This is a genomic window from Streptomyces caelestis (genome assembly GCF_001279005.1).
Lineage (GTDB): Bacteria > Actinomycetota > Actinomycetes > Streptomycetales > Streptomycetaceae > Streptomyces > Streptomyces heliomycini.
The window spans coordinates 1-24,996 of the sequence record NZ_LGCN01000062.1 but is presented as its reverse complement, the minus strand read 5'-3'; the positions used below and the strand labels follow the sequence as shown (position 1 = coordinate 24,996).

General features: G+C 71.8%; 14 protein-coding genes, 1 tRNA gene and 1 rRNA gene. 3 read left to right on the top strand and 13 right to left on the bottom strand.

All coding sequences use genetic code 11. The features are described 5' to 3' along the window. The first annotated feature begins 34 nt into the window (after positions 1 to 34). Both ADK41_RS05980 and ADK41_RS05975 read left to right on the top strand, forming a co-directional pair. On the top strand, positions 35 to 4,906 hold the full coding sequence (locus ADK41_RS05980) for an ATP-dependent helicase (protein WP_030825963.1): 4,872 nt from the start codon (positions 35 to 37) through the stop codon (positions 4,904 to 4,906). A gap of 61 nt (positions 4,907 to 4,967) precedes the next feature. Further along, the gene (locus ADK41_RS05975; RefSeq protein WP_030825959.1) at positions 4,968 to 5,798 is read left to right on the top strand and encodes an Fpg/Nei family DNA glycosylase; all 831 of its coding nucleotides are present in this window, start codon (positions 4,968 to 4,970) and stop codon (positions 5,796 to 5,798) included. On the opposite strand, the gene ADK41_RS38795 is transcribed toward ADK41_RS05975, so the two are convergent. The 10 genes from ADK41_RS38795 to ADK41_RS05930 all read right to left on the bottom strand — a co-directional run bounded on the left by ADK41_RS38795 (position 5,766) and on the right by ADK41_RS05930 (position 20,743). Then, positions 5,766 to 6,041 (bottom strand): hypothetical protein, encoded by a 276-nt coding sequence (locus ADK41_RS38795; RefSeq protein ID WP_078661928.1) that lies wholly within the window; start codon positions 6,039 to 6,041, stop codon positions 5,766 to 5,768. The two genes, ADK41_RS05975 and ADK41_RS38795, sit on opposite strands and share 33 nt — an antisense overlap. A gap of 126 nt (positions 6,042 to 6,167) precedes the next feature. After that, positions 6,168 to 6,638 (bottom strand): Dps family protein, encoded by a 471-nt coding sequence (locus tag ADK41_RS05970; RefSeq protein WP_030825957.1) that lies wholly within the window; start codon positions 6,636 to 6,638, stop codon positions 6,168 to 6,170. 185 nt (positions 6,639 to 6,823) lie between these two features. Continuing rightward, positions 6,824 to 7,204 carry a helix-turn-helix domain-containing protein gene (locus ADK41_RS05965; protein WP_030825954.1) on the bottom strand — a complete coding sequence of 127 codons (381 nt, stop codon included), beginning with the start codon at positions 7,202 to 7,204 and terminating at the stop codon, positions 6,824 to 6,826. 109 nt (positions 7,205 to 7,313) lie between these two features. Continuing rightward, positions 7,314 to 7,859 (bottom strand): CinA family protein, encoded by a 546-nt coding sequence (locus ADK41_RS05960; protein WP_030825952.1) that lies wholly within the window; start codon positions 7,857 to 7,859, stop codon positions 7,314 to 7,316. Next, entirely contained in the window at positions 7,856 to 8,728 is an 873-nt protein-coding gene (pgsA, locus tag ADK41_RS05955; RefSeq protein ID WP_030825949.1) for a CDP-diacylglycerol--glycerol-3-phosphate 3-phosphatidyltransferase, read from the bottom strand. The genes ADK41_RS05960 and pgsA overlap by 4 nt, the downstream gene beginning before the upstream one ends. Further along, positions 8,725 to 10,200 carry a 30S ribosomal protein S12 methylthiotransferase RimO gene (gene rimO, locus ADK41_RS05950; RefSeq protein ID WP_030825947.1) on the bottom strand — a complete coding sequence of 492 codons (1,476 nt, stop codon included), beginning with the start codon at positions 10,198 to 10,200 and terminating at the stop codon, positions 8,725 to 8,727. Before rimO ends, pgsA begins: the two co-directional genes overlap by 4 nt. A gap of 93 nt (positions 10,201 to 10,293) precedes the next feature. Beyond that, positions 10,294 to 11,130, bottom strand: a complete 837-nt coding sequence (locus ADK41_RS05945) for a helix-turn-helix domain-containing protein (RefSeq protein WP_030825944.1) — start codon at positions 11,128 to 11,130, stop codon at positions 10,294 to 10,296. A 252-nt stretch (positions 11,131 to 11,382) separates the two neighbouring features. Continuing rightward, complete coding sequence (locus tag ADK41_RS05940) at positions 11,383 to 14,130, bottom strand: DNA translocase FtsK (protein ID WP_030825942.1); 2,748 nt, start codon at positions 14,128 to 14,130, stop codon at positions 11,383 to 11,385. A 156-nt stretch (positions 14,131 to 14,286) separates the two neighbouring features. Then, positions 14,287 to 14,964, bottom strand: a complete 678-nt coding sequence (locus tag ADK41_RS05935) for a response regulator (protein WP_030825940.1) — start codon at positions 14,962 to 14,964, stop codon at positions 14,287 to 14,289. Between the two features lie 307 nt (positions 14,965 to 15,271). After that, on the bottom strand, positions 15,272 to 20,743 hold the full coding sequence (locus ADK41_RS05930; protein WP_106979453.1) for a HAMP domain-containing protein: 5,472 nt from the start codon (positions 20,741 to 20,743) through the stop codon (positions 15,272 to 15,274). Between the two features lie 413 nt (positions 20,744 to 21,156). On the opposite strand from ADK41_RS05930, the gene ADK41_RS05925 reads away from it, so the two are divergent. Then, complete coding sequence (locus ADK41_RS05925) at positions 21,157 to 23,910, top strand: SpoIIE family protein phosphatase (protein ID WP_030825937.1); 2,754 nt, start codon at positions 21,157 to 21,159, stop codon at positions 23,908 to 23,910. Positions 23,911 to 23,972: 62 nt separating this feature from the next. Here the strand turns inward: ADK41_RS05925 and ADK41_RS05920 are convergent. The 3 genes from ADK41_RS05920 to rrf form a co-directional block, all read right to left on the bottom strand. Next, positions 23,973 to 24,045 (bottom strand) — tRNA-Thr (locus ADK41_RS05920). 78 nt (positions 24,046 to 24,123) lie between these two features. Continuing rightward, positions 24,124 to 24,786, bottom strand: coding sequence for a DegT/DnrJ/EryC1/StrS family aminotransferase (locus ADK41_RS05915; protein ID WP_037804189.1), 663 nt, complete (start codon positions 24,784 to 24,786; stop codon positions 24,124 to 24,126). A 115-nt stretch (positions 24,787 to 24,901) separates the two neighbouring features. Then, positions 24,902 to 24,996 (bottom strand): 5S ribosomal RNA (gene rrf / locus ADK41_RS05910); the annotation flags it as partial.

The window sequence follows — 24,996 nt, the reverse complement described above, 5'->3', positions numbered from 1 at the left end:
CCCGATTGTCAGTGGCCGGGTGCACGATGGACGCATGGTCAGCGATCCGCACCGAGCCCTGGACGGCTTCTCCCCCGCGACCCGCGGCTGGTTCACGGGGGCGTTCTCCGCGCCCACCGCCGCCCAGGCCGGAGCGTGGCGGGCCATCGGGGAGGGTTCGGACGTGCTGGTGGTCGCCCCCACCGGTTCCGGGAAGACCCTGGCCGCCTTCCTCGCCGCCCTGGACCAGCTGGCCTCCGCGCCGCCGCCCGCCGACCCCAGGAAGCGCTGCCGCGTGCTGTACGTCTCGCCGCTGAAGGCGCTGGCCGTCGACGTCGAGCGCAACCTCCGCAGCCCTCTGACCGGCATTCGCCAGGAGTCCGTGCGCCTGGGACTGCCCGAACCCGAGGTGAAGGTCGGCATCCGCTCCGGCGACACCCCGCCCGCCGAGCGCCGCGCCCTGGCCACCCGGCCGCCGGACATCCTGATCACCACGCCCGAGTCCCTGTTCCTGATGCTGACGTCCGCCACGCGCGAGGCGCTGACGGGCGTGGAGACGGTCATCCTGGACGAGGTGCACGCGGTCGCCGGCACCAAGCGCGGCGCGCACCTCGCGCTCACCCTGGAGCGGCTGGACGAGCTGCTGCCCCGCCCGGCCCGCCGCATCGGCCTGTCGGCGACGGTGCGCCCGGTCGACGAGGTCGCCCGCTTCCTCTCCCCGCGCCGCAAGGTGGAGATCGTGCAGCCGGAGTCCGGCAAGGAGTTCGACCTCTCCGTGGTGGTGCCGGTCGAGGACCTGGGCGAGCTGGGCGGTTCCCCGGTCGCCGACGGCTCGGAGGGCGCCGAGCGCCCGTCGATCTGGCCGCACGTCGAGGAGCGGATCACCGACCTGGTGCAGTCGCACCGCTCGACCATCGTGTTCGCGAACTCCCGCCGCCTCGCCGAGCGGCTGTGCAACCGGCTCAACGAGATCGCCTACGAGCGGGCCACCGGCGAGCCCCTGGCCGAGCACCACTCCCCCGCCGAGCTGATGGGCGGCTCCGGGGCCGCCCAGGGCGCACCCTCGGTCATCGCGCGCGCCCACCACGGCTCGGTGTCCAAGGAGCAGCGCGCCCTGGTCGAGGAGGACCTCAAGGCGGGCCGGCTGCCCGCGGTGGTCGCCACCTCCAGCCTGGAGCTGGGCATCGACATGGGCGCCGTCGACCTGGTGGTGCAGGTCGAGTCACCGCCGTCCGTCGCCTCCGGTCTCCAGCGCGTCGGCCGCGCGGGACACCAGGTGGGCGCGGTCTCCACGGGCGTGGTGTTCCCGAAGTACCGGGGCGACCTGGTGCAGGCGGCCGTGGTCACCGAGCGGATGCGCACCGGGGCGATCGAGTCCCTGAGGGTCCCCGCCAACCCCCTCGACGTCCTGGCCCAGCAGCTCGTCGCCATGACGGCCATGGACACCTGGCAGCTCGACGACCTGCTCGCCGCGGTCCGCCGCGCGGCGCCCTTCGCCTCCCTGCCCGAGTCCGCCTTCACGGGCGTCCTGGACATGCTCGCCGGCCGCTACCCCTCCGACGCGTTCGCGGAGCTGCGCCCGCGCGTGGTGTGGGACCGGGTCACGGGCGAGATCACCGGCCGCCCGGGCGCCCAGCGCCTGGCCGTCACCTCCGGGGGCACGATCCCCGACCGCGGCCTCTTCGGGGTGTTCCTGGCGGGCGCCGACCCCAAGAAGGGCGGCGGACGGGTCGGCGAGCTGGACGAGGAGATGGTCTACGAGTCCCGCGTGGGCGACGTCTTCACCCTCGGCACCAGCTCCTGGCGCATCGAGGACATCACGCGCGACCGGGTCCTGGTCTCCCCGGCGCCGGGCGTGCCGGGCCGGCTGCCGTTCTGGAAGGGCGACCAGCTGGGCCGCCCGCTGGAGCTGGGCCGCGCGGTGGGCGCGTTCCTGCGCGAGGTGGGCTCGCTGTCCCGGGACGACGCCCGGCTGCGGCTCCGCACCGCGGGCCTCGACGCCTGGGCCGCGGACAACGTGCTGTCCTACCTCGACGAACAGCGCGAGGCCTGCGGCCACGTCCCCGACGACCGCACCATCGTCGTGGAGCGCTTCCGCGACGAACTGGGCGACTGGCGGGTCGTCGTGCACTCCCCGTTCGGCGCCCAGGTGCACGCCCCGTGGGCGCTCGCGCTCGGCGCCCGCCTCTCCGAGCGGTACGGCATGGACGCACAGGTGATGCACGCCGACGACGGCATCGTGCTGCGCCTGCCGGACGCCGACCTGATGGGCCTCGACCTCCTCGACCAGGAGCCGGTGAGGACCGGCCCGGAGTACGACGCGGACCAGGCCCCCGTGGGCGCGGCCGACGTCGTCTTCGACAAGGGCGAGGTCGACCAGGTCGTCACCGACCAGGTCGGCGGCTCGGCCCTGTTCGCCTCCCGGTTCCGTGAGTGCGCCGCCCGCGCGCTGCTGCTGCCGCGCCGCAGCCCCGGCCGGCGCACGCCGCTGTGGCAGCAGCGTCAGCGCGCCTCCCAGCTGCTCCAGGTGGCCGGGGAGTTCGGCTCGTTCCCGATCGTCCTCGAGGCCGTCCGCGAATGCCTCCAGGACGTCTTCGACGTACCCGGACTCGTCGAGCTGATGGGCGACCTGGAGGCGCGCAAGGTGCGCCTGGTCGAGGTCACCACCCCCGAACCTTCCCCCTTCGCCCGTTCCCTCCTCTTCGGATACGTCGCCCAGTTCCTGTACGAGGGCGACTCCCCGCTCGCCGAGCGCCGCGCCGCCGCCCTGTCGCTGGACTCGCGGCTGCTGGCCGAGCTGCTCGGCCAGGCGGAGCTGCGCGAACTGCTCGACGCCGAGGTGCTGACCGAGCTGGAGCGCGAGCTGCGGTGGCTCACCGAGGACCGGCGCGTCAAGGACGCGGAGGGCGTGGCCGACCTGCTGCGGCTGCTCGGTCCGCTCACCGACGCCGAACTCGCCGAGCGCGGCGCCGAGCCGCAGTGGGCGCGGGAGCTCGCCTCCGCGCGGCGCGCCATCCGGGTGCGGGTGGCCGGCGCCGACCACTGGGCGGCGATCGAGGACGCCGGCCGGCTGCGCGACGCGCTGGGCACGGCGCTGCCGGTCGGCGTGCCGGAGGCGTTCACCGAGCCCGTCAAGGACCCCCTCGGCGACCTCCTCGCGCGGTACGCGCGCACGCACGGCCCGTTCACGTCGGCGACGGCGGCGGCCCGCTTCGGCCTGGGCGTGGCGGTCACCGAGGGCGCCCTGCGACGGCTCTCGTCGGCGGGCAGGGTCGTCCAGGGCGAGTTCCACCCGGCCGGCATCGGACAGGAGTGGTGCGACGCGACCGTACTGCGCCGGCTGCGCCGCCGCTCCCTGGCCGCGCTGCGGCACGAACTGGAGCCGGTGCCGCCGCCCGCGCTCGCCCAGTTCCTCCCCCAGTGGCAGCACGTCGGCAAGGGACACTCCCTGCGCGGCGTCGACGGCCTGGTGCGCGCGATCGAGCAGCTGCAGGGCGCCTCGGTGCCCGCGTCCGCCCTGGAGAAGCTGGTCCTGCCGTCCAGGGTGAGGGACTACGTCCCCGCGATGCTGGACGAGCTGACGGCCACCGGGGAGGTGGTGTGGGCCAGCGCCGGTTCGCTCCCCGGGAAGGACGGCTGGATCTCCCTCTACCTCGCGGACGCGGCCCCGCTGCTCCTGCCGCCCCCGCACCCCCTGGAGCCGACCGCCCTCCACCGGTCCGTCCTGGACGCCCTCTCCGGCGGCTACGGCCTTTTCTTCCGCCAGATCGCCGACCAGGTCCGCGCCACCACCCACCCCGAGGCCACCGATCCCCAGCTGGCCGACGCCCTGTGGGACCTCGCCTGGTCCGGGCGGCTGACCAACGACACGCTCGCGCCCCTGCGCTCCCTGCTGGGATCGGGCCGCACCGCGGGCTCCACCGCCCACCGCGCGAAACGCTCCGTTCCGCGCGGACGCTACGGCTCGCTCACGGCCGCCGCCCGCAGCGCCTCCCGCACCGGTCCGCCGACCGTCGCGGGCCGCTGGTCCCTGCTTCCGGACGCGGACACCGACGCCACGGTCCGCGCCCACGCACTGGCCCGCACCCTGCTCGACCGGCACGGCGTGGTGACCCGGGGGGCCGTCGCCGCGGAGGGCGTCGAGGGCGGCTTCTCAGCGGTGTACCGCGTTCTGTCCGCCTTCGAGGAGACGGGTCAGGCACGGCGCGGCTACGTGGTGGAGGGGCTGGGCGCCGCCCAGTTCGCGATGGACGGGGCCGTGGACCGTCTCCGCGCGGCGGCCAACGCGCGCGAGCGGGGCGACGGCCTCCCGGCCCCGGGCGCGCCCGGCCCCTTCGACGCCGGGCCGGACCCCTTCGGAGCCTCTCCGGGCCACGACGGCCCCTCCGCCCCGGACGACCCGCCGTCCCCCCGTCCCTCACCGGGCGACTACGTCTCCCCGCGCGACCTGGCCCCGCAGTCCCCCGCGCCCCGGCAAAGCGGCGGGCGTCCCGCGTACGACCCCTTCGCCGGCCGCCGTACCGGTGCGGACCGTGCCGCACGCGCCGTGGTGCTGGCCGCCGCCGACCCGGCGAACGCCTACGGTGCCGCCCTGGGCTGGCCCGAGCCGCCGACCGGGGCCGGACACAAACCAGGTCGCAAGGCGGGCTCGCTGGTGGTGCTGGTGGACGGCGAGCTGACGCTCTACATGGAGCGCGGCGGCAAGACGTTGCTGGCCTGGCCCGCCGGCCCCGACGGCGAATCCGCCGACGACCCGCGCCTCCCGGCCGCCGCCGAGGCCCTCGCCACGGCCGCCCGCGCGGGCTCCCTCGGCACGGTCACGGTGGAGCGCGTCAACGGCGCCTCGGCGCTGACGTCCCCCCTGGGCGCCCTCCTGGAGACCGTCGGCTTCGTCGCCACGCCCAGAGGCCTGCGTCTGCGCGCCTGACGCGTTCGCCGGCCCCCGCCCGTCCGAGCGTTCCGGACGCCCGACGTGTCACCCTTGACGCATGCCCGAAGGAGACACGGTCTGGCAGGCCGCACGGCGACTGCACGACGCCCTGGCCGGCAAGGTGCTGACCCGCAGCGACCTCCGGGTGCCGAGGTTCGCCACGGCCGACCTCACCGGCCGCACCGTGCTGGACGTCACCCCGCGCGGCAAGCACCTTCTGACCCGCGTCGAAGGCGGCCTGACGCTGCACTCGCACCTGCGGATGGACGGCTCCTGGCGGGTGTACGCGCCGGGACAGCGCTGGAACGGCGGCCCCGCCCACCAGATCCGCGCCGTCCTCGGCACCGCCGACCGCACGGTCGTCGGCTACCGGCTCCCCGTCCTGGAACTGATGCGCACCAGCGACGAGGACCGCGCGGTCGGCCATCTCGGCCCCGACCTCCTCGGCCCGGACTGGGACCCCGGCCTGGCGCTGGCCAACCTCCTGAAGGACCCGGCCCGCCCCCTCGGGGAGGCCCTGCTGGACCAGCGCAACCTCGCCGGCATCGGCAACATCTTCAAGAGCGAGCTCTGCTTCCTCCTCGGCGTCACCCCCTGGCTCCCCGTGGGGGAGCTGCCCGCCGACCGGTCCGTGAAGCTGCCGGAGCTCGCCAGGAAGCTGCTGGAGTCCAACCGCGAGCGCCCGGTCCGCAACACCACGGGCCGCCGCGGCCAGGACCTGTTCGTGTACGGCCGTGCCCGCCGCCCCTGCCTGCGCTGCCGCACCCCCGTCCGCCTCGCCGACCAGGGCGACGGCTCCCGCGAACGCCCCACGTACTGGTGCCCCACCTGCCAGCCGGGCCCGGCCCCCGCCCGGTCATCCGGCGGCCTCCCCCGAACCGCCCGCTGATCGCACACGGCCCCGGCGGGCCGAACTCCAGGCCCGTCGCCACCGCCCCGCCGCGAGTGCTCCCTCCGCCCGCGCCTTGGGCACGCAGCGCACCGGCAGCAGGCTGAGCCCCCACCCGCCGGCCGCGACCGCCCCTTCCACCACTCCGGCGTCGGGCGCCAGCAGCAGCCGTGCCGCCGCCCACCACCACAACGCCCCGAACCCCAGAACGGCCCCCCGGCGCAGCACCCGCCCGGTCGTCACGGCTCCCACCCCCGGGCCGACGCTATGAGACCGCTCGCCCCCGCGCACAGGGCGCGCCAAGGGCACACGGGCGCATCCGGGCCTCCGGTCCGCCGTACGAGGGCACCACGGCCCCCGAAGGCCACGTCACCCGTTCTCGGCCTGGAACATCCAGTGCTGCTTCTCCAGGTCCGCGGTGATCGTGATCAGGATGTCCTGGCTCACCGGGTCCGGTTGGTCGGTCGCCGTGACCCGCTCCCGCATACGGGTGATCACCGCGCCCAGTGCCTCCACGAGCGCGCCCACCGCGGCCGTGTCGTCGACCCAGCCTTCGGGCGTCACCCCGATGCCGCTGCCGACGGCCACCGTCGCGGCCCGCCCGTCGGGCGACACCCCCAGCGCCGCGGCGCGCTCCGCCACGGTGTCGGAGTGCGTGCGTGCCAGGGCCACGACCTCGTCGAGCTGGAGGTGCACGGAGCGGAAGCGTGGCCCGACCACGTTCCAGTGGATCTGCTTGGCCACCAGGGCGAGATCCACCAGATCGACCAGGGCGCCCTGCAGCGCCTCGGACACGGTCTTCAGGTTCTCGTCGGACAACGGGCTCTTCACGACGTACATCCGCACCTCCGTGGCTGGCCCCCCGCCTCGTCCCTCCACGATGACCGCCGTGCGCCGCACCGGCAAACGCACAGGAGAAGGCCCCGCACACGCGAAAACCCCGGCGGCACCCCTCCGGATCTCCCGGAAGGGCCCCTACCGGGGCATCTCACACCTTCACACCGCGCGTGCGCGGAGCGCCACGCTCACGCGGCGACGACGTCCACCGCCTCGGCGGGCGCCTTGATGGTGACCCGTTCCGGTGGCACACCGGTCACCGAAACGGAACCCAGCATCGGACGAACCGGCGTGGGTACGGACTCGCTGGGGGTCGCTGCAGCAGACTGGGCCAGTTCGGCGAGAGCGAGCTCGTCGCTCACTTCCCGCATGAGCTCGGACATCCGTACGTCCAGCGCGTCGCAGATGGCGGAGAGCAGCTCGGAGGAAGCCTCCTTCTGCCCCCGCTCCACCTCGGAGAGATAGCCGAGTGAGACTCGGGCGGACGAGGAGACTTCGCGCAGAGTACGGCCCTGGCGTTGGCGCTGCCGACGCAGCACGTCACCCAGCAGGCGACGGAGCAGAATCATCGGTGGCTCCCTCCTCGGACCGCGTAGCCGCATCCTTCTCGCCCCACCGTACCGCCTTGCGCCGCGGCCGTGCGGGGAGCGATGTCGTGTTCACTCAGGGCTGCAAACATCAAAACCCCCCGTTCCGTTCCGTATCCTGTGCCCGCTCATTCCCGGTCTGTTCGCCCGCAAGCTCCGCCAGAAGCAGCGCGAGTACGCTCCGTACACTCTCCATACGAATTTCCGCGCGGTCGCCGTTCAACCGCAGATGCTCCACTTTTCCGCCGCGGGCGGAACCCGTTCCCGTCCTCGAAGGGCCGTCCACGGCCACGAAGACCGTGCCGACGGTCTGGCCGTCCTGGGGGTCCGGCCCGGCGACGCCGGTGGTGGCGACGCCCCAGTCGGCGCCCAGCGCCTCGCGGACGCCGGCCGCCATCTGGGCCGCCACCTGCGGATCCACCGCTCCGCGCTCCGCCAGCAGGGTGGCGTCCACACCGAGCAGCCGCTGCTTGAGCTCGGTGGCGTACGCCGTCACCGAGCCCCGGAAGACCTTGGACGCCCCGGGAACCGAAGTGATCTCCGCCGCCACCAGGCCACCGGTCAGCGACTCGGCGACGGCGAGCGTCCCACCGCTCACGGTGAGTAGTCGCACCACGTCGACGGCCTCGGAACTCACGCTTCCGTCTCCTCCAACGCCGCCTGGCGCTCGGCGATTCCCCGCCTGCGCAGCACAATGGCCTGTTTCACGTAGTCGAGTCCGGTCGCCACGGTCAGCACGACCGCCGCGGCCATCACCCACCACCGCAGTGTGGCCAGCCACCCCGTCAGCGCCAGTACGTACATACCGACGGCGATGCCCTGGGTGAGGGTCTTGAGCTTGCCGCCCCGGCTGGCCGGGATCACCCCGTACCGGATGACCAGGAAACGCAGCAGGGTGATCCCGAGTTCCCGGCCGAGGATGACTCCGGTCACCCACCACGGGAGATCGCCCAGCGAGGAGAGACAGATCAGCGCCGCTCCCATGATCGCCTTGTCGGCGATGGGGTCGGCGATCTTCCCGAAGTCGGTGACGAGGTTGTACGTGCGCGCCAGATGACCGTCGAACAGGTCGGTGATCATGGCGATGGCGAAGGCCGCCCAGGCGAACGACCGCCACGCCGGGTCGTCACCGCCTTCGGCGAGCATCAGCACGACGAACGCCGGCACCAGGAGCAGCCGGAGCATGGTCAGCAGATTGGCGATGTTCCAGACGCTGGCCTGGTTGACGGCAGCCGCCGCGATCTTCGCGCCGCGCGCGGGCTTCGCACCGTCCTCGGCGTCGACGCCGTCACGCGGTGCGGTGGCCGGCGCCGCCGCGTCACCGTGCGCCCGGACGCCGCCGGACGCGTCGCGCCGGGCCGGGCCGCCGCCGGAGGGTCCCGGAGCCGTGCCCCGTGCCTCCCGCGCGACCACGCGGCCGGACGCCGACATGCCTCCGGGCACGGCGCCCGCCACCCTCCTCGTGCCGGAGGGGCCTCCCGCCGCCGATGCCGGGACACCCGTCATCTGCCCGCCTCCTCATTGCACGCGGGCGAACCCTGGAACAGCGGCTCGGCCACCAGATCGACACCTTCCGTGCCGACCACCTTCGCCTCGACCATACGGCCGACGCCCAGACCCTCGCCGCTCGTGAGCAGCACCTGGCCGTCCGTCTCGGGGGCCTGGTGGGCCGCCCGGCCGTACACGCCCTCCGCCTCGTCGACGGACTCCACCAGCACGTGCACGGTCTCGCCGACCCGCTCCTCGGCACGCTGCGAGACCAGTTCCTCGGCCAGCCGGGAGACCCGGGCCAGCCGCTCGGCGACGACCTCCTCGTCCAGCTTGCGGTCGTAGGTCGCCGCCTCGGTGCCCTCCTCGTCGGAGTAGCCGAAGACGCCGACGGCGTCCAGCCGCGCGTGGTTCAGGAACCGCTCCAGCTCGGCGAGGTCGGCCGCGGACTCGCCGGGGAAGCCGACGATGAAGTTGGAGCGCACACCGGCCTGGGGCGCCTTGCTCCGGATGGTGTCGAGCAGCTCCAGGAACCGGTCGGTGTCGCCGAAGCGGCGCATCGCCCGCAGCACGTCGGGCGCGGAGTGCTGGAAGGACAGGTCGAAGTACGGGGCGACCTTCGGGGTGGAGGTCAGCACGTCGATCAGGCCGGGCCGCATCTCGGCCGGCTGGAGGTAGCTGACGCGCACCCGCTCGAGACCGTCGACCTCGGCCAGCTCGGGCAGCAGGGACTCCAGCAGGCGGATGTCGCCGAGGTCCTTGCCGTAGGAGGTGTTGTTCTCGGAGACCAGCATGATCTCCTTCACGCCCTGTTCGGCCAGCCAGCGGGTCTCGTTCAGCACGTCGCTGGGGCGGCGCGAGATGAAGGAGCCGCGGAAGGACGGGATGGCGCAGAAGGAGCAGCGCCGGTCGCAGCCGGAGGCGAGCTTCACCGAGGCGACCGGGGAGCCGTCCAGTCGGCGGCGCAGCGGTGCACGGGGGCCGGAGGCCGGGGCGAGGCCCTCCGGCAGGTCCACCGGTCCGTGTCCCGGAAGGGCGACGGCGGTGGCGGAGTCCTGCCGCTCGGCCGGGCTGATCGGCAGCAGCTTGCGCCGGTCGCGCGGGGTGTGGGAGGCGTGGATGCCGCCGTTCAGGATGGTCTGGAGGCGATCGGAGATGTCGGCGTAGTCGTCGAAGCCGAGCACGCCGTCGGCCTCGGGAAGGGCCTCGGCGAGTTCCTTCCCGTACCGCTCGGCCATGCAGCCCACCGCCACGACGGCCTGGGTTCTCCCGTGTCCCTTGAGGTCGTTGGCCTCCAGGAGGGCGTCGACGGAGTCCTTCTTGGCGGCCTCGACGAAGCCACAGGTGTTGACGACGGCGACGTCCGCTTCCTCGGCGTCCTCCACGAGCTGCCAGCCGTCCGCCTCCAAGCGGCCTGCGAGCTCCTCCGAGTCCACCTCGTTACGGGCGCAGCCAAGGGTGACCAGTGCGACGGTACGGCGTTCAGGCATGGGCTCAAGACTACTTCGTCCCGCTGACGCCCCACGTCGACGGGGTTGGCCGATCATGGCCAACCCCGTCGTCGAAGCACCCTTTGCGCCGGATCATCCGGCCTGCGGGTCGCCCTTGGTGTAGGTCAGGCGCTCGACGGCGCCCGGCTGCCAGTCGTCCTCGATCTTCTTGCCGTTCACGAACAGGTCGATCGCACCGGCGTCGCCGAGGACCAGGTTGACCTTGGTGCTGTCCTGGAAGGTCTTGGATTCGCCCTGCTTGAGCAGTCCGTCGAACAGCAGCCGTCCGTTGTGGTCCTTGGCGGAGATCCAGCTGCGCCCGTCGGCGGCGCTGACCTGGACCGTCACCTTGTCCTGCGGCGCGGCGGCGATGGCGCTGTCCGACGGTTCCGGCTCGGGCGCGACGGGCTTCTCGGACCTGGGGGTGGGCGAGGCCGGCTCGGTGGGCTCGGCGCCGTCGGCGACGTTCGCCTTGCCGCCGTCGTCGCCCTTGACCATCGTGAACCCGACGAAGCCGATCACGACGACGATCGCGGCGACCATGGCCGCGGTCCAGTTGGGTCCGCGCCGCTCCGGACGGATGCGTTCCGCTTCGAACAGCGGGGCGGCCGGGGTCGGGGCCGGACGGCCGCCGCCGTGCTCGGCCTCGTACTGGGCGATCAGCGGCGCCGGGTCGAGGTCCACGGCCCTGGCCAGGGTCCGGATGTGCCCGCGCGCGTAGACGTCGCCGCCGCAGGGGGCGAAGTCGTCCGCCTCGATGGCGTGCACGATGGCGATCCGGACCCGGGTGGCGGTACTGACGTCGTCGACGGTGAGCCCGGCGGCGATGCGCGCCTGCTGCAGCGCTCGGCCGACGGGGACGGAAGGGCGGTCTTCCTCGGAAACGTCTTCGAACGGACGCTCGTCTTCAGGGGAGTTGCCGATGGACACGGGGGCGCCTTTCGAGCGTGTAGCCGCCTGTGCTGGAGGTTCAGTCTAGGAGGGGTACGAGAGGGTGGGGCAAGCGGGCGGTAGCACTTTGTACGCCATCGGAATGGCCCGACACTCCGATGATGGGACTGCAGTTCGTCGTTTCCCTCACCTTGACGTACACCGACGGGAAACGGTTGCCCAATGATCGCTCACGGGTGGGTCACGATCGAACACCCGGGTGACCGGAGGCGACGACCGCCTCCGGTTCGCCTACCCTTCAGACTCCCCCCGGATCAGCGCGAGCACGCCATCCAGTTCATCGGGTTTCACGAGAACGTCACGAGCCTTCGAACCCTCGCTCGGTCCGACGATGTTCCTCGACTCCATGAGGTCCATCAGCCGGCCCGCCTTGGCGAAGCCGACGCGCAGCTTGCGCTGGAGCATGGACGTCGAACCGAACTGGGTGGAGACGACCAGCTCGGCCGCCTGGCACAGCAGGTCCAGGTCGTCGCCGATGTCCTCGTCGATCTCCTTCTTCTGCTTGCTCCCGACGGTGACGTCGTCCCGGAAGACGGGCGCCATCTGCTCCTTGCAGTGCCGGACGACGGCCGCGACCTCCTCCTCGGTCACGAACGCGCCCTGCAGACGCGTCGGTTTGTTCGCGCCCATCGGCAGGAACAGCCCGTCGCCCTTGCCGATCAGCTTCTCGGCGCCGGGCTGGTCGAGGATGACCCGCGAGTCCGCGAGCGAGGAGGTGGCGAACGCCAGCCGGGACGGCACGTTCGCCTTGATCAGACCGGTGACGACGTCGACCGAGGGCCGCTGCGTGGCGAGCACCAGGTGGATGCCGGCCGCCCGCGCCAGCTGCGTGATCCGCACGATGGCGTCCTCGACGTCGCGCGGGGCGACCATCATCAGATCGGCCAGCTCGTCGACGATCACCAGCAGGTAGGGGTACGGCTGGAGTTCCCGCTCGCTGCCCTCGGGCGGCTTGGCCTTGCCCTCGCGCACCGCGCGGTTGAAGTCGTCGATGTGCCGGTAGCCGTAGGCCGCGAGGTCGTCGTAGCGCAGGTCCATCTCGCGTACGACCCACTGCAGCGCCTCGGCGGCCCGCTTGGGGTTGGTGATGATCGGCGTGATCAGGTGCGGGATGCCCTCGTACGCCGTCAGCTCCACCCGCTTGGGGTCGACCAGGATCATCCGGACGTCCTCCGGGGTCGCCCGCATCATGATCGAGGTGATCAGGCAGTTGATGCAGGACGACTTTCCGGAGCCGGTGGCGCCGGCGACCAGCATGTGCGGCATCTTCGCCAGCGAGTCCATGACGTAGCCGCCCTCGACGTCCTTGCCGAAGGCGACCAGCATCGGGTCGTCGTCCTCGGCGGACTCCGCGAGCCGCAGGACGTCGCCGAGGTTGACCATCTCCCGGTCGGTGTTCGGGATCTCGATGCCCACCGCGGACTTGCCGGGGATCGGGCTGATGATCCGCACGTCCGGGCTGGCGACGGCGTACGCGATGTTCTTGGTCAGCGCGGTCACCCGCTCGACCTTCACGGCCGGGCCGAGTTCCACCACGTAGCGGGTGACCGTCGGACCGCGGGTGAAGCCGGTGACGGCGGCGTCCACCTTGAACTCCGTGAAGACCTTCCGCAGCGCGTCGACGATGACGTCGTTGGCGGCGCTGCGCGCCTTGCCGGGGCCGCCGCGCTCGAGCAGGTCGAGGGAGGGCAGCGAGTAGGTGATGTCGCCGGAGAGCCGGAGCTGCTCCGCGCGGGCGGGCAGGTCGCGGGGTTCGCGGGGCGGCTCCTTGGTCATGTCCAGGACGCCGGCCGGCGGCTTGTCCCGCTGCGGCCCGTCCTGCGGCTTGTCCGCCTTCGGCTTCTGCTGCTGCGGGCGGGCGGCCGGGACCGGCGTCGGTGTGGTCGGTTCGCGGTCGCCGGTGCTCACGCCCTGGGTCAGGTCGGCGACGACCGGCGAGGGCGGCATCCCGTGCAGCACGGCTCCGTCCAGCGCGGCGGCCGCGGCGGCGGCCACGTCCACGGCGTCCATGGGCCGGTCCATGGAGGGCCGCGGCACCGCGGGCCTGCGGGACCGGCCCCGGCGCCGGGACAGCGCCTCCTGCTCCGCGCCGTCCGGGTCGTACTCCTCGGGCGCCGGCCGCCGGCCACGGCGGCTCGCGGGCAGCGACTCGCGCCACTGCTGCTCGTAGCGCTCGTCGTCCTCGCCGAACTCCTCCGGCTCGGCTTCGTGGACGAGCCCGAGCCGCACACCGAGCCGGCGCAGGCGCTGCGGAATGGCGTTCACCGGGGTGGCGGTGACGACCAGCAGTCCGAAGACCGTGAGCAGCACCAGCAGCGGCACGGCGAGGACGTCGGTCATGGTCGACGACAGCGGTGTGGCCGCACCCCAGCCGATGAGGCCGCCGGCGTCCCTTATGGCCTGCATGCCGTCGCTGCGCGCGGGCGAGCCGCAGCCGATGTGGATCTGCCCGAGCACGCCGATGACGAGCGCGGACAGACCGATCACGATCCGCCCGTTGGCCTCCGGCTTCTCCGGGTGCCGGATGAACCGTACGGCGACGACCGCGACCAGGACCGGCACCAGCAGGTCGAGCCGGCCGAAGGCTCCGGCGACCAGGATCTCCACGAGGTCGCCGACGGGGCCTTTCAGATCGGCCCAGGTGCCGGCGGCGACGATCAGGGCGACGGCGAGCAGCAGCAGCGCCACGCCGTCCTTGCGGTGCGCGGGGTCGAGGTTCTTGGCGCCCTGCCCCACACCGCGGAAGACGGCGCCGACGGCGTGCGCGAGGCCCAGCCACAGGGCGCGCAGGAGCCGGTAGACGCCGCTGGTCGGATTCGGGGCGGCCGGTGCGGGCGCGGGCTTCCTCGCCGCGGCCTTCCTGGCGGGAGCCCTCTTCGCCGGAGCCTTCTTGGCAGCGGCCCTCTTCGCCGGGGCCTTCGCGGAAGCGGGCGCCTTCTTCGCGGGCGGCTTCTTGGCAGCGGAGGGACGTGAGGCCATGGGTGTGAGGTTACCGGTGGAGAGGGTTGGGGACACGTGTGCCGGGCGCTTCACCCGTTCGTGTCGCTCTCGTCGAGGCGTGACGTTGACGCGCAGGTGACCCGGTCTCGCGCCCACGGCGCGTCGGGTGTGCGGGCAATGCCCTTTCCCCCGGGGTCAGTTCGGCGACGGCACCGACGACGCGCTCCCGGTTCCGGGCTCCAGGGCGTCCAGCGCCCGCCGCAACCCCGTGAGCTTGCGCTCCAGATGAGCGGCCGTGGCCACCGCGGCCGCGTCGGTCGACTCGTCGTTGAGCTGCTTGGTGAGCGCCTCGGCCTGCTCCTCGACGGCCGCGAGCCGCGCCGAGAGCTCGGCGAGCAGCCCCGCCGGCTCCTTGGACTCGGCCGTGTCCTTCTCGCCGCCCTCCAGCTGGAGCCTCAGCAGCGCCGCCTGCTCCCGCAGCTGACAGTTCTTCATGTACAGCTCGACGAAGACCGAGACCTTCGCCCGCAGCACCCACGGGTCGAACGGCTTGGAGATGTAATCGACCGCACCCGCCGCGTACCCGCGGAAGGTGTGGTGCGGACCGTGGTTGATCGCGGTGAGGAAGATGATCGGGATGTCCCGGGTCCGCTCCCGCCGCTTGATGTGCGCGGCGGTCTCGAAACCGTCCATGCCCGGCATCTGGACGTCCAGCAGGATGACCGCGAAGTCGTCCGTGAGCAGTGCCTTGAGCGCTTCTTCCCCGGACGATGCCCGCACCAGCGTCTGATCGAGCGCCGAGAGGATCGCCTCCAGCGCGAGCAGATTCTCCGGCCGGTCATCGACCAGGAGGATCTTGGCCTTCTGCACCATGGCCCGCCCTCCTCGCCCCGGCTTGGGGCCTCCCCTGTCCTCAGGACCTGGGGATGTACCCGTGGGTACCGCCCCAGGGGACGACTCCCTTGCGCCGCCCGTCCTTGTGCCGGTCATCGTAGCCGCACCCCGCCCGTCACCACACCCTGTCACCGTGATGTCACTGTGCACGTAGCAGAAACGCGGCGGGAGACCAGAAGGTTCCCCGATTCCCACGCTTCTACACGACTTCGCGCACACCACGTCAGCGACAACGGGCGGACACCGAAGCTTCCCGTCACGTTCGCGCCCCCTCCGGACGCCGGTCTCACTCCCCCCGCATCCACTGCTCCATCACCGACAGCAGGTGATCGGGGTCGACCGGCTTGGTGACGTAGTCGGAGGCGCCCGACTCGATCGCCTTCTCGCGGTCGCCCTTCATCGCCTTCGCGGTGAGCGCGATGATCGGGAGCCCGGCGAACTGCGGCATCCGGCGGATCGCCGTGGTCGTGGCGTACCCGTCCATCTCGGGCATCATGATGTCCATCAGCACGACCGCCACGTCGTCGTGCTGCTCCAGCACCTCGATGCCCTCGCGGCCGTTCTCCGCGTACAGCACGGACAGGCCGTGCTGCTCCAGGACGCTGGTGAGCGCGAAGACGTTGCGGATGTCGTCGTCGACGATCAGCACCTTCTGCCCGCCGAAGTGGATGCCGCGGCCCGACGGCCGGGGAGCCGGCTCCTGCTGCTCCACGCCCGACCACTGCTCGGGCTCCAAAGCGGGCCGCGGTTCCAGCGTGATCCTGCGGCGACGCCGGAACAGCGCGGCCGGACCGTTCCGGGTGTCCTGGTACGACTTCACCTCCGCCGGCGTCCCGGCCTCCGCCGGGGGCAGCTCGGCCGACGCCACCAGGTCACCGGCCTCCAGCGCGGGCATGGGCTGCTGGTAGCCGTTCGGCGGCAGCTCGCTCGGGTGCAGCGGCAGGTACAGCGTGAACGTCGAGCCGCGGCCCGGCTCGCTCTGCGCGTGGATCTCGCCGCCGAGCAGCTGCGCGATCTCCCGCGAGATGGACAGCCCCAGCCCCGTACCGCCGTACTTGCGGCTGGTGGTGCCGTCGGCCTGCTTGAACGCCTCGAAGATCACCCGCATCTTGCCGGCCGCGATGCCGATGCCCGTGTCGCTCACCGAGAACGCGATCAGGTCCGCGTCCGGGTCGGTCAGCGAGCCGGCCTCCAGCAACTGCTCCCGGATGGCCTGCGGGACGTCGTCCCGGGCGGGCCGGATGACCAGCTCGACCGACCCGGAGTCGGTGAACTTCACCGCGTTGGACAGCAGGTTGCGCAGCACCTGGAGCAGCCGCTGCTCGTCGGTGTGCAGCGTGGCCGGCAGCTCCGGCGACACCCGTACGGACAGGTCCAGGCCCTTCTCCGCGGTCAACGGCCGGAAGGTGGCCTCCACGTAGTCCACGAGCTGGACCAGCGCGATGCGTGTCGGGGAGACGTCCATCTTGCCCGCCTCGACCTTCGACAGGTCGAGGATGTCGTTGATGAGCTGCAGCAGGTCGGACCCGGCGCCGTGGATGGTCTCGGCGAACTCGACCTGCTTCGGGGAGAGGTTCCCCTCCGCGTTGTCGGCGAGCAACTTCGCCAGGATCAGCAGCGAGTTGAGCGGCGTACGCAACTCGTGCGACATGTTGGCCAGGAACTCGCTCTTGTAGCGCATGGAGACCGCGAGCTGCTCGGCGCGCTCCTCCAGGACCTGCCGCGCCTCCTCGATCTCGGTGTTCTTCACCTCGATGTCGCGGTTCTGCCGGGCCAGCAGCTCGGCCTTCTCCTCCAGCTCGGCGTTGGACGCCTGGAGCGCCTTCTGCCGCTGCTCCAACTCCGCGGACCGCTCGCGCAGCTGCTCGGTCAGTTCCTGGGACTGCGAGAGCAGCCGCTCGGTCCTGGTGTTGACCGAGATGGTGTTGACGCTCGTCGCGATCATCTCGGCGATCTGGTTGAGGAAGTCCTTCTGGATGTGCGTGAACGGCGTGAACGAGGCCAGCTCGATGACGCCGAGCACCTTCCCCTCGAACAGCACCGGCAGCACGATCACCTGCGCCGGCGGGGCCTCCCCGAGCCCCGAGGAGATCTTCAGGTAGCCGCTGGGCACGTCCTGCACGAGGATCGTGCGCTTCTCCGTGGCGGCCGTCCCGATGAGCCCCTCACCGGGCCGGAACGACGTCGGCATGGAGCCCATGGAGTAGCCGTACGAGCCGAGCATGCGCAGCTCGAACTGGTCGTCGTCCGCGGCGTTCAGGTCCTCGCCGTCGACCAGCGGCATCGCGAGGAAGAACGCACCGTGCTGCGCGGACACCACCGGCGTCAGCTCGCTCATGATCAGCGACGCCACGTCCTCCAGGTCGCGGCGCCCCTGCATCAGCGCCGAGATGCGGGCGAGATTGCCCTTGAGCCAGTCCTGCTCCTTGTTGGCGATCGTGGTGTCGCGCAGGTTGGCGATCATCTTGTTGATGTAGTCCTGGAGCTCCTGGATCTCCCCGGACGCGTCCACGTCGATCTTCAGGTTCAGGTCGCCGCGGGTCACCGCGGTCGCCACGCGCGCGATGGCACGCACCTGCCGGGTCAGGTTCCCGGCCATCTCGTTCACGGACTCGGTCAGGTCCCGCCAGGTGCCGTCGACGTCACGCACGCGTGCCTGGCCGCCCAGCTGCCCCTCGGTGCCCACCTCGCGAGCGACGCGCGTGACCTCCTCGGCGAACGACGACAGCTGGTCCACCATCGTGTTGATGGTGGTCTTCAGCTCGAGGATCTCCCCGCGCGCGTCGATGTCGATCTTCTTCGTCAGGTCGCCCTTGGCGATGGCCGTCGTCACCATGGCGATGTTGCGGACCTGACCGGTCAGATTCGACGCCATCTGGTTCACCGACTCGGTGAGGTCCTTCCACGTCCCCGCCACGCCCGGCACGTGCGCCTGCCCGCCGAGGATGCCGTCCGTGCCCACCTCGCGGGCCACCTTGGTGACCTGCTCGGCGAACGCGCTCAGCGTCTTCACCATGATGTTGATGGTGTCGGCGAGCTGCGCCACCTCACCGCGCGCCTCGATGCTGACCTGCCGCGTCAGGTCGCCGTTGGCCACGGCGGCGGAGACCTGCGAGATGTTCCGCACCTGCGTGGTCAGGTTCTTGGCCATCAGGTTGACGTTGTCGCTCAGGTCCTTCCAGATGCCCGTGACGCCCGGCACGTTCGCCTGGCCGCCGAGGATGCCCTCGGTGCCCACCTCGCGGGCCACCCGGGTCACCTGCTCGGCGAACGACGACAGCTGGTCCACCATCGTGTTGACGGTCGTCACCAGCTCCAGGATCTCGCCCTTGGCGTCGACGGTGATCTTCTTCGACAGGTCGCCCTTGGCGACCGCGGTGGTGACCTCGGCGATGTTGCGCACCTGGAGGGTCAGGTTGTTCGCCATGCCGTTCACCGACTGCGTGAGGTCCTTCCAGGTGCCGGAGACACCCTGCACCTCGGCCTGGCCGCCGAGGATGCCCTCGGTGCCCACCTCGCGGGCCACCCGCGTGACCTCCTCGGCGAACGACGACAGCTGGTCCACCATCGTGTTCAGCGTGTTCTTGAGCTCCAGGATCTCCCCGCGCGCGTCCACGGTGATCTTCTGCGACAGGTCACCGCGCGCCACCGCCGTCGCCACCTGCGCGATGTTGCGCACCTGCCCGGTCAGATTCGACGCCATGCCGTTCACGGAGTCCGTCAGGTCCCGCCACACACCGGCGACCCCGGGCACCTGCGCCTGACCGCCCAGCCGGCCCTCCGTGCCCACCTCGCGGGCCACCCGCGTCACCTGGTCGGCGAAGCTCGACAACTGGTCCACCATCGTGTTGATGGTGTTCTTCAGCTCGAGGATCTCCCCGCGCGCGTCGACGTCGATCTTCTGCGACAGGTCACCGCGCGCGACGGCCGTCGTGACCTGGGCGATGTTGCGCACCTGCCCGGTCAGATTCGACGCCATGGAGTTGACGGAGTCGGTGAGTTCCTTCCAGGTGCCCGACACGCCGTCCACGCGCGCCTGACCGCCCAGCCGCCCCTCCGTGCCCACGTCCCGGGCCATCCGCGTGACCTGGTCGGCGAAGCTCGACAACTGGTCCACCATCGTGTTCACGGTGTTCTTCAGCTGGAGCATCTCGCCGGAGACGTCCACCGTGACCTTCTGCGACAGGTCGCCGTTGGCGACCGCCGTCGTCACCTGGGCGATGTTCCTCACCTGCCCGGTGAGGTTGCGGAACGCCGTGTTGACGGAGTCCGTCAGGTCCTTCCACGTCCCCGCCGCCCCCGGCACCTGCGCCTGACCCCCCAGCTCGCCCTCGACGCCGATCTCGCGCGCCACGCGCGTGACCTCGGCACCGAAGGAGGACAGCTGGTCCACCATCGTGTTGACGGTGTTCTTCAGCTCCAGCATCTCCCCGGCCACGTCCACCGTGACCTTCTGCGACAGGTCGCCGTTGGCGACCGCCGTCGTCACCGCCGCGATGTCCCGCACCTGGGTGGTCAGGTTCCGGAACACCGTGTTGACGGAGTCCGTCAGGTCCTTCCACGTCCCCGCCGCCCCCGGCACGTTCGCCTGACCCCCCAGCCGCCCCTCGGCCCCGACCTCGTTGGCGACCCGCGTGACCTCGTCCGCGAAGATCCGCAGCGTCTCGGTCATCTGGTTGATCGTCTCGGCGAGCTGCGCGACCTCGCCGCGCGCCGGCACCGTCACCTTCCGCGACAGATCACCGTTGGCGACCGCGGTCGTCACCTCGGCGATCCCACGCACCTGCGCGGTGAGGTTCCCGGCCATGGTGTTGACGGAGTCGGTGAGCTCCTTCCAGACGCCGTCCACCCCGGGCACCTGCGCCTGACCGCCCAGGGCGCCCTCGGTGCCCACCTCGCGCGCGACGCGCGTCACCTCGGAGGAGAACGCGGAGAGCTGGTCCACCATCGTGTTGACGGTGTTCTTCAGCTCCAGCATCTCGCCCTCGACGTGCACGGTGACCTTGCGCGACAGGTCACCGCGCGCGACGGCCGTCGTCACCAGCGCGATGTCGCGCACCTGCGCCGTCAGCCGCTCCGCCATCGTGTTGACGGAGTCCGTCAGGTCCTTCCACGAACCGGACATGCCGCGCACCTGGGCCTGACCGCCCAGCTTGCCCTCGGTCCCCACCTCGCTGGCCACACGCGTGACCTCGTCGGTGAACGTCGACAACTGGTCGACCAGGTTGTTCACCGTCCGCGCGACCTTGAGGAACTCGCCCCGCAGCGGATGCCCCGCCCCTTCCGGCGCCGCCTGCGTCCGCAGCTCCATGCGCGGCGACAGGTCCCCCTCGGCCACCGCCGACAGCACCCGGCTCACCTCGGACACGGGCCGCACCAAGTCGTCCACCAGCGCGTTCGAGTTGTCGATCGCGGTCACCCAGGAACCCTCACAGGCCCCGGTCTCCAACCGCTCCGTGAGCTTTCCCTCGCGCCCCACCGTGCGGCGCACCCGTGCCAGCTCACCCGTCAGGTGGAGATTGCGGTCGGCCACCTCGTTGAAGACCGCCGCGATCTCCGCCATCACGCCGTCGCCGGACACCGTGAGCCGCTTGCGGAAGTTACCGTCCCGCATCGCCACCAGCGCCGTCATCAGCCGGTTCAGGGCCGCCGTGTCCACCGTCGTGGTCCCGCCCCGCGCCCTTCCCGGCTTACTCAGGGACTGTCCGCCTTTCGCGCGCGTCGTCTTCGTGCCCCGCGTCGCTGCGCCAGACTCCACTGTGTCCCTCCCGCAGGGGTCGACCGTTACCGCTGTGCCCGGGCACACCGCCAGAGGCGTTCCCGGTCTTCCTGTGCTTTCCCGTACTACTGCGATGTCCTGCCCGACGTTCCGAGGCACCGCCAAGGGGCTGCTGCCCACCCGGCGCGGAAGGCACACGGCCTGCCCGGACCTTCACCACAAGCCTGCCCAGTGTTTCACCCCCGTGGAACCAGGCCACAACAGTCCGGCAGCTTCGCACACCGCCCGCACGCCCACCGGACGGAGAACACCTCCGGACGGAAACACCGCAGACCGGCATTCGCTCGGACCGCGAAGGTAAGTAACCTTGCATCCGGCTGTCCAGCCACGCCGGTCCGCCCGGCCTGGGCGGTGGCACGGGAACGAGCGGGCATCGGAGGGCGGCCGCACACATGACCACCGGACTGATCCCGGGGGAGCAGCCCCCGGACCCACGGCCGACTGACGGCGTGCCGCAGCAGCGGCACGAGCCGGTCGGCCAGGGAGCCATGCCCGTCGAGAACCGGTCGAGGAGTTCTGTGATCACCGCGCGCGCGGCCGCCAGCTTCGAGCCCGTGGGGCGATCGGTCGCGAGCGCCCGCTCCTTCGTCCGCGACACCCTGCAGGGCTGGGGATTCGGCGACATCGTCGACGACGCCGTGGTCCTCACCAGCGAACTGGTGACCAACGCCGTGGTCCACGCCGGCACCTCCGCCGACCTCCTCTGCCTGCGCAGCGACGAAGGCGTACGGGTCGAGGTGGCCGACCGGTATCCGGAACGGGAGATCCCGCTCCAGGGCTCCGCCATCAGCATGGGCAGTCCCGACCGCGAGGGCGGCCGCGGGCTCCAGCTGTGCGCGGCCCTGGCCGGCCACTGGGGCGTGGACTACACCCCCACCCACAAGACCGTCTGGTTCCGGCTCGACCTTCCCGAGCGCCCGGTCGGCACCCGCACCGCCGGCCCCTCCCTGCCGGCCCACCTCCTCCCGCTCGCCGACACCCGGGTCCGCGTCGCCGTCGTCCAGATCGACCGGGCCGGCTCCGTCACCGCCTGGAACGAGGACGCCGAGGAACTCTTCGGCTACTCCGCCGAGCAGGTCACCGGCAAGCCGCTGACCGACATCGCGGCCTGGCCGCACACTCCCGGCACCAGCACCGGCATCGCCGACGCACTCCGGCTCTCCCGCTGGGAGGGCAGTTACGGCATCAGGGGCTCCCACGGCCGAGTGATCCCCGTGTACGCCTCCCATCTGCGGGTCCGGGACACCGACGGCGAGCCGTCAACGGTCTGTCTCCTGGTGCGGGACCACGAACGGGCGGTTCTGCAGACCCCGCTGCGCGGCCCCGCACCCGACAAGTCCGGCACCTCCGAGGGCCAGAGCACCGACCCCTTCGAGGTGTTCATCGGCTCCCCGGCCCCGGACGACCTCGACGGCCTGCTCCAGCGCACGGTGGAACGCGCCCGCGACATGCTCGACGGCGACTCCGCCTTCCTGCTCCTGGCCACCGACGACGAGACGGAACTGGAGGTCCGCGCCTCCACCGGCCTGCCCTCGGCCCGCCAGCGCTTCGCCCGCGTCCCCGTCGAGGCGGGCCCCGGCCGCTACGGCTCCGCCCGCATGCCGGCCGTCCACGAGGATCTCACCGCCGTCCCCGGCGCCGTCCCCCTCCTCAACGGCACCGGTATGCGCTCGGTCGTCACCGTCCCGTTGAAGGTCGAGGGCCGCCTCACCGGCTCCCTCGGCGTCGCCGCCGAGGCACCCGGCAGATACTCCAACGAGGAGGCGCTGCGCCTGCAGTTCGCGGCGGACCGCATCGCGCTCGCCGTCGAGTCGGCCCGCCTGGGCGAACTGGAGCGCCTGCGCCGCGGCTCGCTCAGCTTCCTCGTCGAGGCCTCCGACCTGCTGGCCGGCACCCTGGACCGGGACCAGACCCTGGCCCTGATGGCCCAGATGACCGTGCCGACCCTCGCCACCTGGTGTGCCGTCTACACGATCGCCGACCAGGCCTCCGAGCCGTACCTCTCCTACGTGCTGCACGAGGACGAGGAGCTGATCGACGGCATCAAGTCCCTGCTGTCGAAGATCGCCCCGCCCGACCCGGTCCCCACCCCCGGCGCCCGCGTCTGGTCCGCGCCCGCGGAGGTCGCCCACCGGGCGGCCCTGCGCACCTCCATGCGCAGCCTCGGCCTCAGCGGCGGCCCGACCCGCCAGATCACCACGGGCATCGGTCCGACCCTCGCGACGGCCTCCGCGGTCGGCGGCGAGACGGTGGTCCTCCCCCTGGTCGCCCGCAACCGGGTCATCGGCATGCTGACGCTCGGCAAGCCGACCGACGAGCACTTCCGCCAGGAGATCCTGGAGCTCGCCGAGGACCTCTCCCGACGGGCCGCCCTGGCCCTGGACAACGCCCGCCTCTACTCGGAGCGCACGGCCATCAGCCAGTCCCTCCAGCGCAGCCTCCTGCCGCCGGAGCTGCCGACGATCGACGGCGTCGAGGTCGAGGTCATCTACCGCGCGGCCGGCGAGGGCAACGAGGTCGGCGGCGACTTCTACGACCTCTTCCCGATCAGCGACGGCGCGTACGGTTTCGCCATCGGCGACGTCTGCGGCACCGGCCCCAACGCGGCGGCCGTGACCGGTCTCGCCCGGCACGCGCTCCGGCTGCTGGCCCGCGAGGGCCTCAGCGGCCCGGCGGTCCTGGAGCGCCTCAACTCCGCGATCCTCGACGAGGGCGCCCGCAGCCGCTTCCTGACCCTCCTCTACGGCGAGATGCGTCCGCAGGACGACGGCAGCGCGGAACTGAAGGTGGTCTGCGCCGGCCACCCCCTCCCGCTCCGCCTGCGCCAGGACGGCACGGTCGAACCGGCGGCGGAGCCGCAGCCCCTCCTCGGCGTCATCGAGGACCTGGAGCTGTACGAGGAGACGGTCACCCTCGATCCCGGTGACGTCCTCCTCTGCGTCACCGACGGTGTCACCGAACGCCGCGAAGGCCCCCGCATGCTGGGCGACGACGGCCTCGCCGACGTCCTGACCACCTGCACCGGTCTGACGGCCGGCGCGGTCGCGGCCCGCATCATGCGCGCCGTGGAACGCTTCGCCTCCGAGCCCCCGTCCGATGACATGGCGATTCTCGCCATGCGCGTACCGGGCCTGCACACGGACTAGTCGGCACCCTCCCGCAGGACATGAGAAAGGCCCCGCCCGAATGGGCGGGGCCTTTCTGTCCGAGCCCCCAAACGGAATCGAACCGTTGACCTTCTCCTTACCATGGAGACGCTCTACCGACTGAGCTATAGGGGCCTGTTGCCTTCTGTGGGGTTTCCCCCTCGGCAACGGAATAGATCATACCCCGAACGGGGCCGTGCTCCCAACCGCCGCTCAGCCGACCGGCTGGAGCAGCCCGCCCAGCGCATTGCACGCCGCCGCGATCCGCTGCATGTCCCGTTTGGTCAGCGACGCGTCCACGGGAAGCGCGAGCGTCTCGTCGGCGGCCCGCTCGGTCTCGGGCAGGGACACGCACCGCCGGAACTCGGGCGTCCGGTGCACGGGGGTCTTCACCGGCACACGGCACTCAACGCCCTTGCCCCGTATGGCGCGTGCGAAGGCGTCCCGGTCGGGCCGGCCGTTCCCCGGCACCCGCACGACGTACTGCTGATAGGTGTGCCCGGCTCCGCCCTCGGGCGTCCGCACGCCCCTCAACTTGGCGTCGAGGAACGCCGCCCGCTCCCTCCGCCGAGCCATCTCGTCGTACGGCGCCTCGGATTCTCCGTGCTCCAGCACCAGCAGCCCGTGCCGGCGGCCGAGCGCGTGCAACCGCCCCATGTCGGCGGGCATTCCGAAGCGGTGTACGACAACGACGGCTGCCGTCCGCGAAGTCACGGCCGCCTCCACCGCGGCCGGCTCCAGACAGTACGTCGCCGGATCTATGTCGGCGAACACCGGCAGCGCACCTGCCATCGTCACGGCTGCGGCGACTTCCACGTTCCCGAAGGCCGGTACGACGACCTCGTCACCCACTCCGACACCGGCGGCCCTGAGCAGTGCAGCAGTACTCATGGGGTGGATGCTCGTTGCGCAACGTGAACGTCAAGTGACGCAGAACAAAAAAGGGTTGGACCCAGAACCGAAGTTCTGGGTCCAACCCTTTTGAAGAATTGTTCGGCGGCGTCCTACTCTCCCACAGGGTCCCCCCTGCAGTACCATCGGCGCTGTAAGGCTTAGCTTCCGGGTTCGGAATGTAACCGGGCGTTT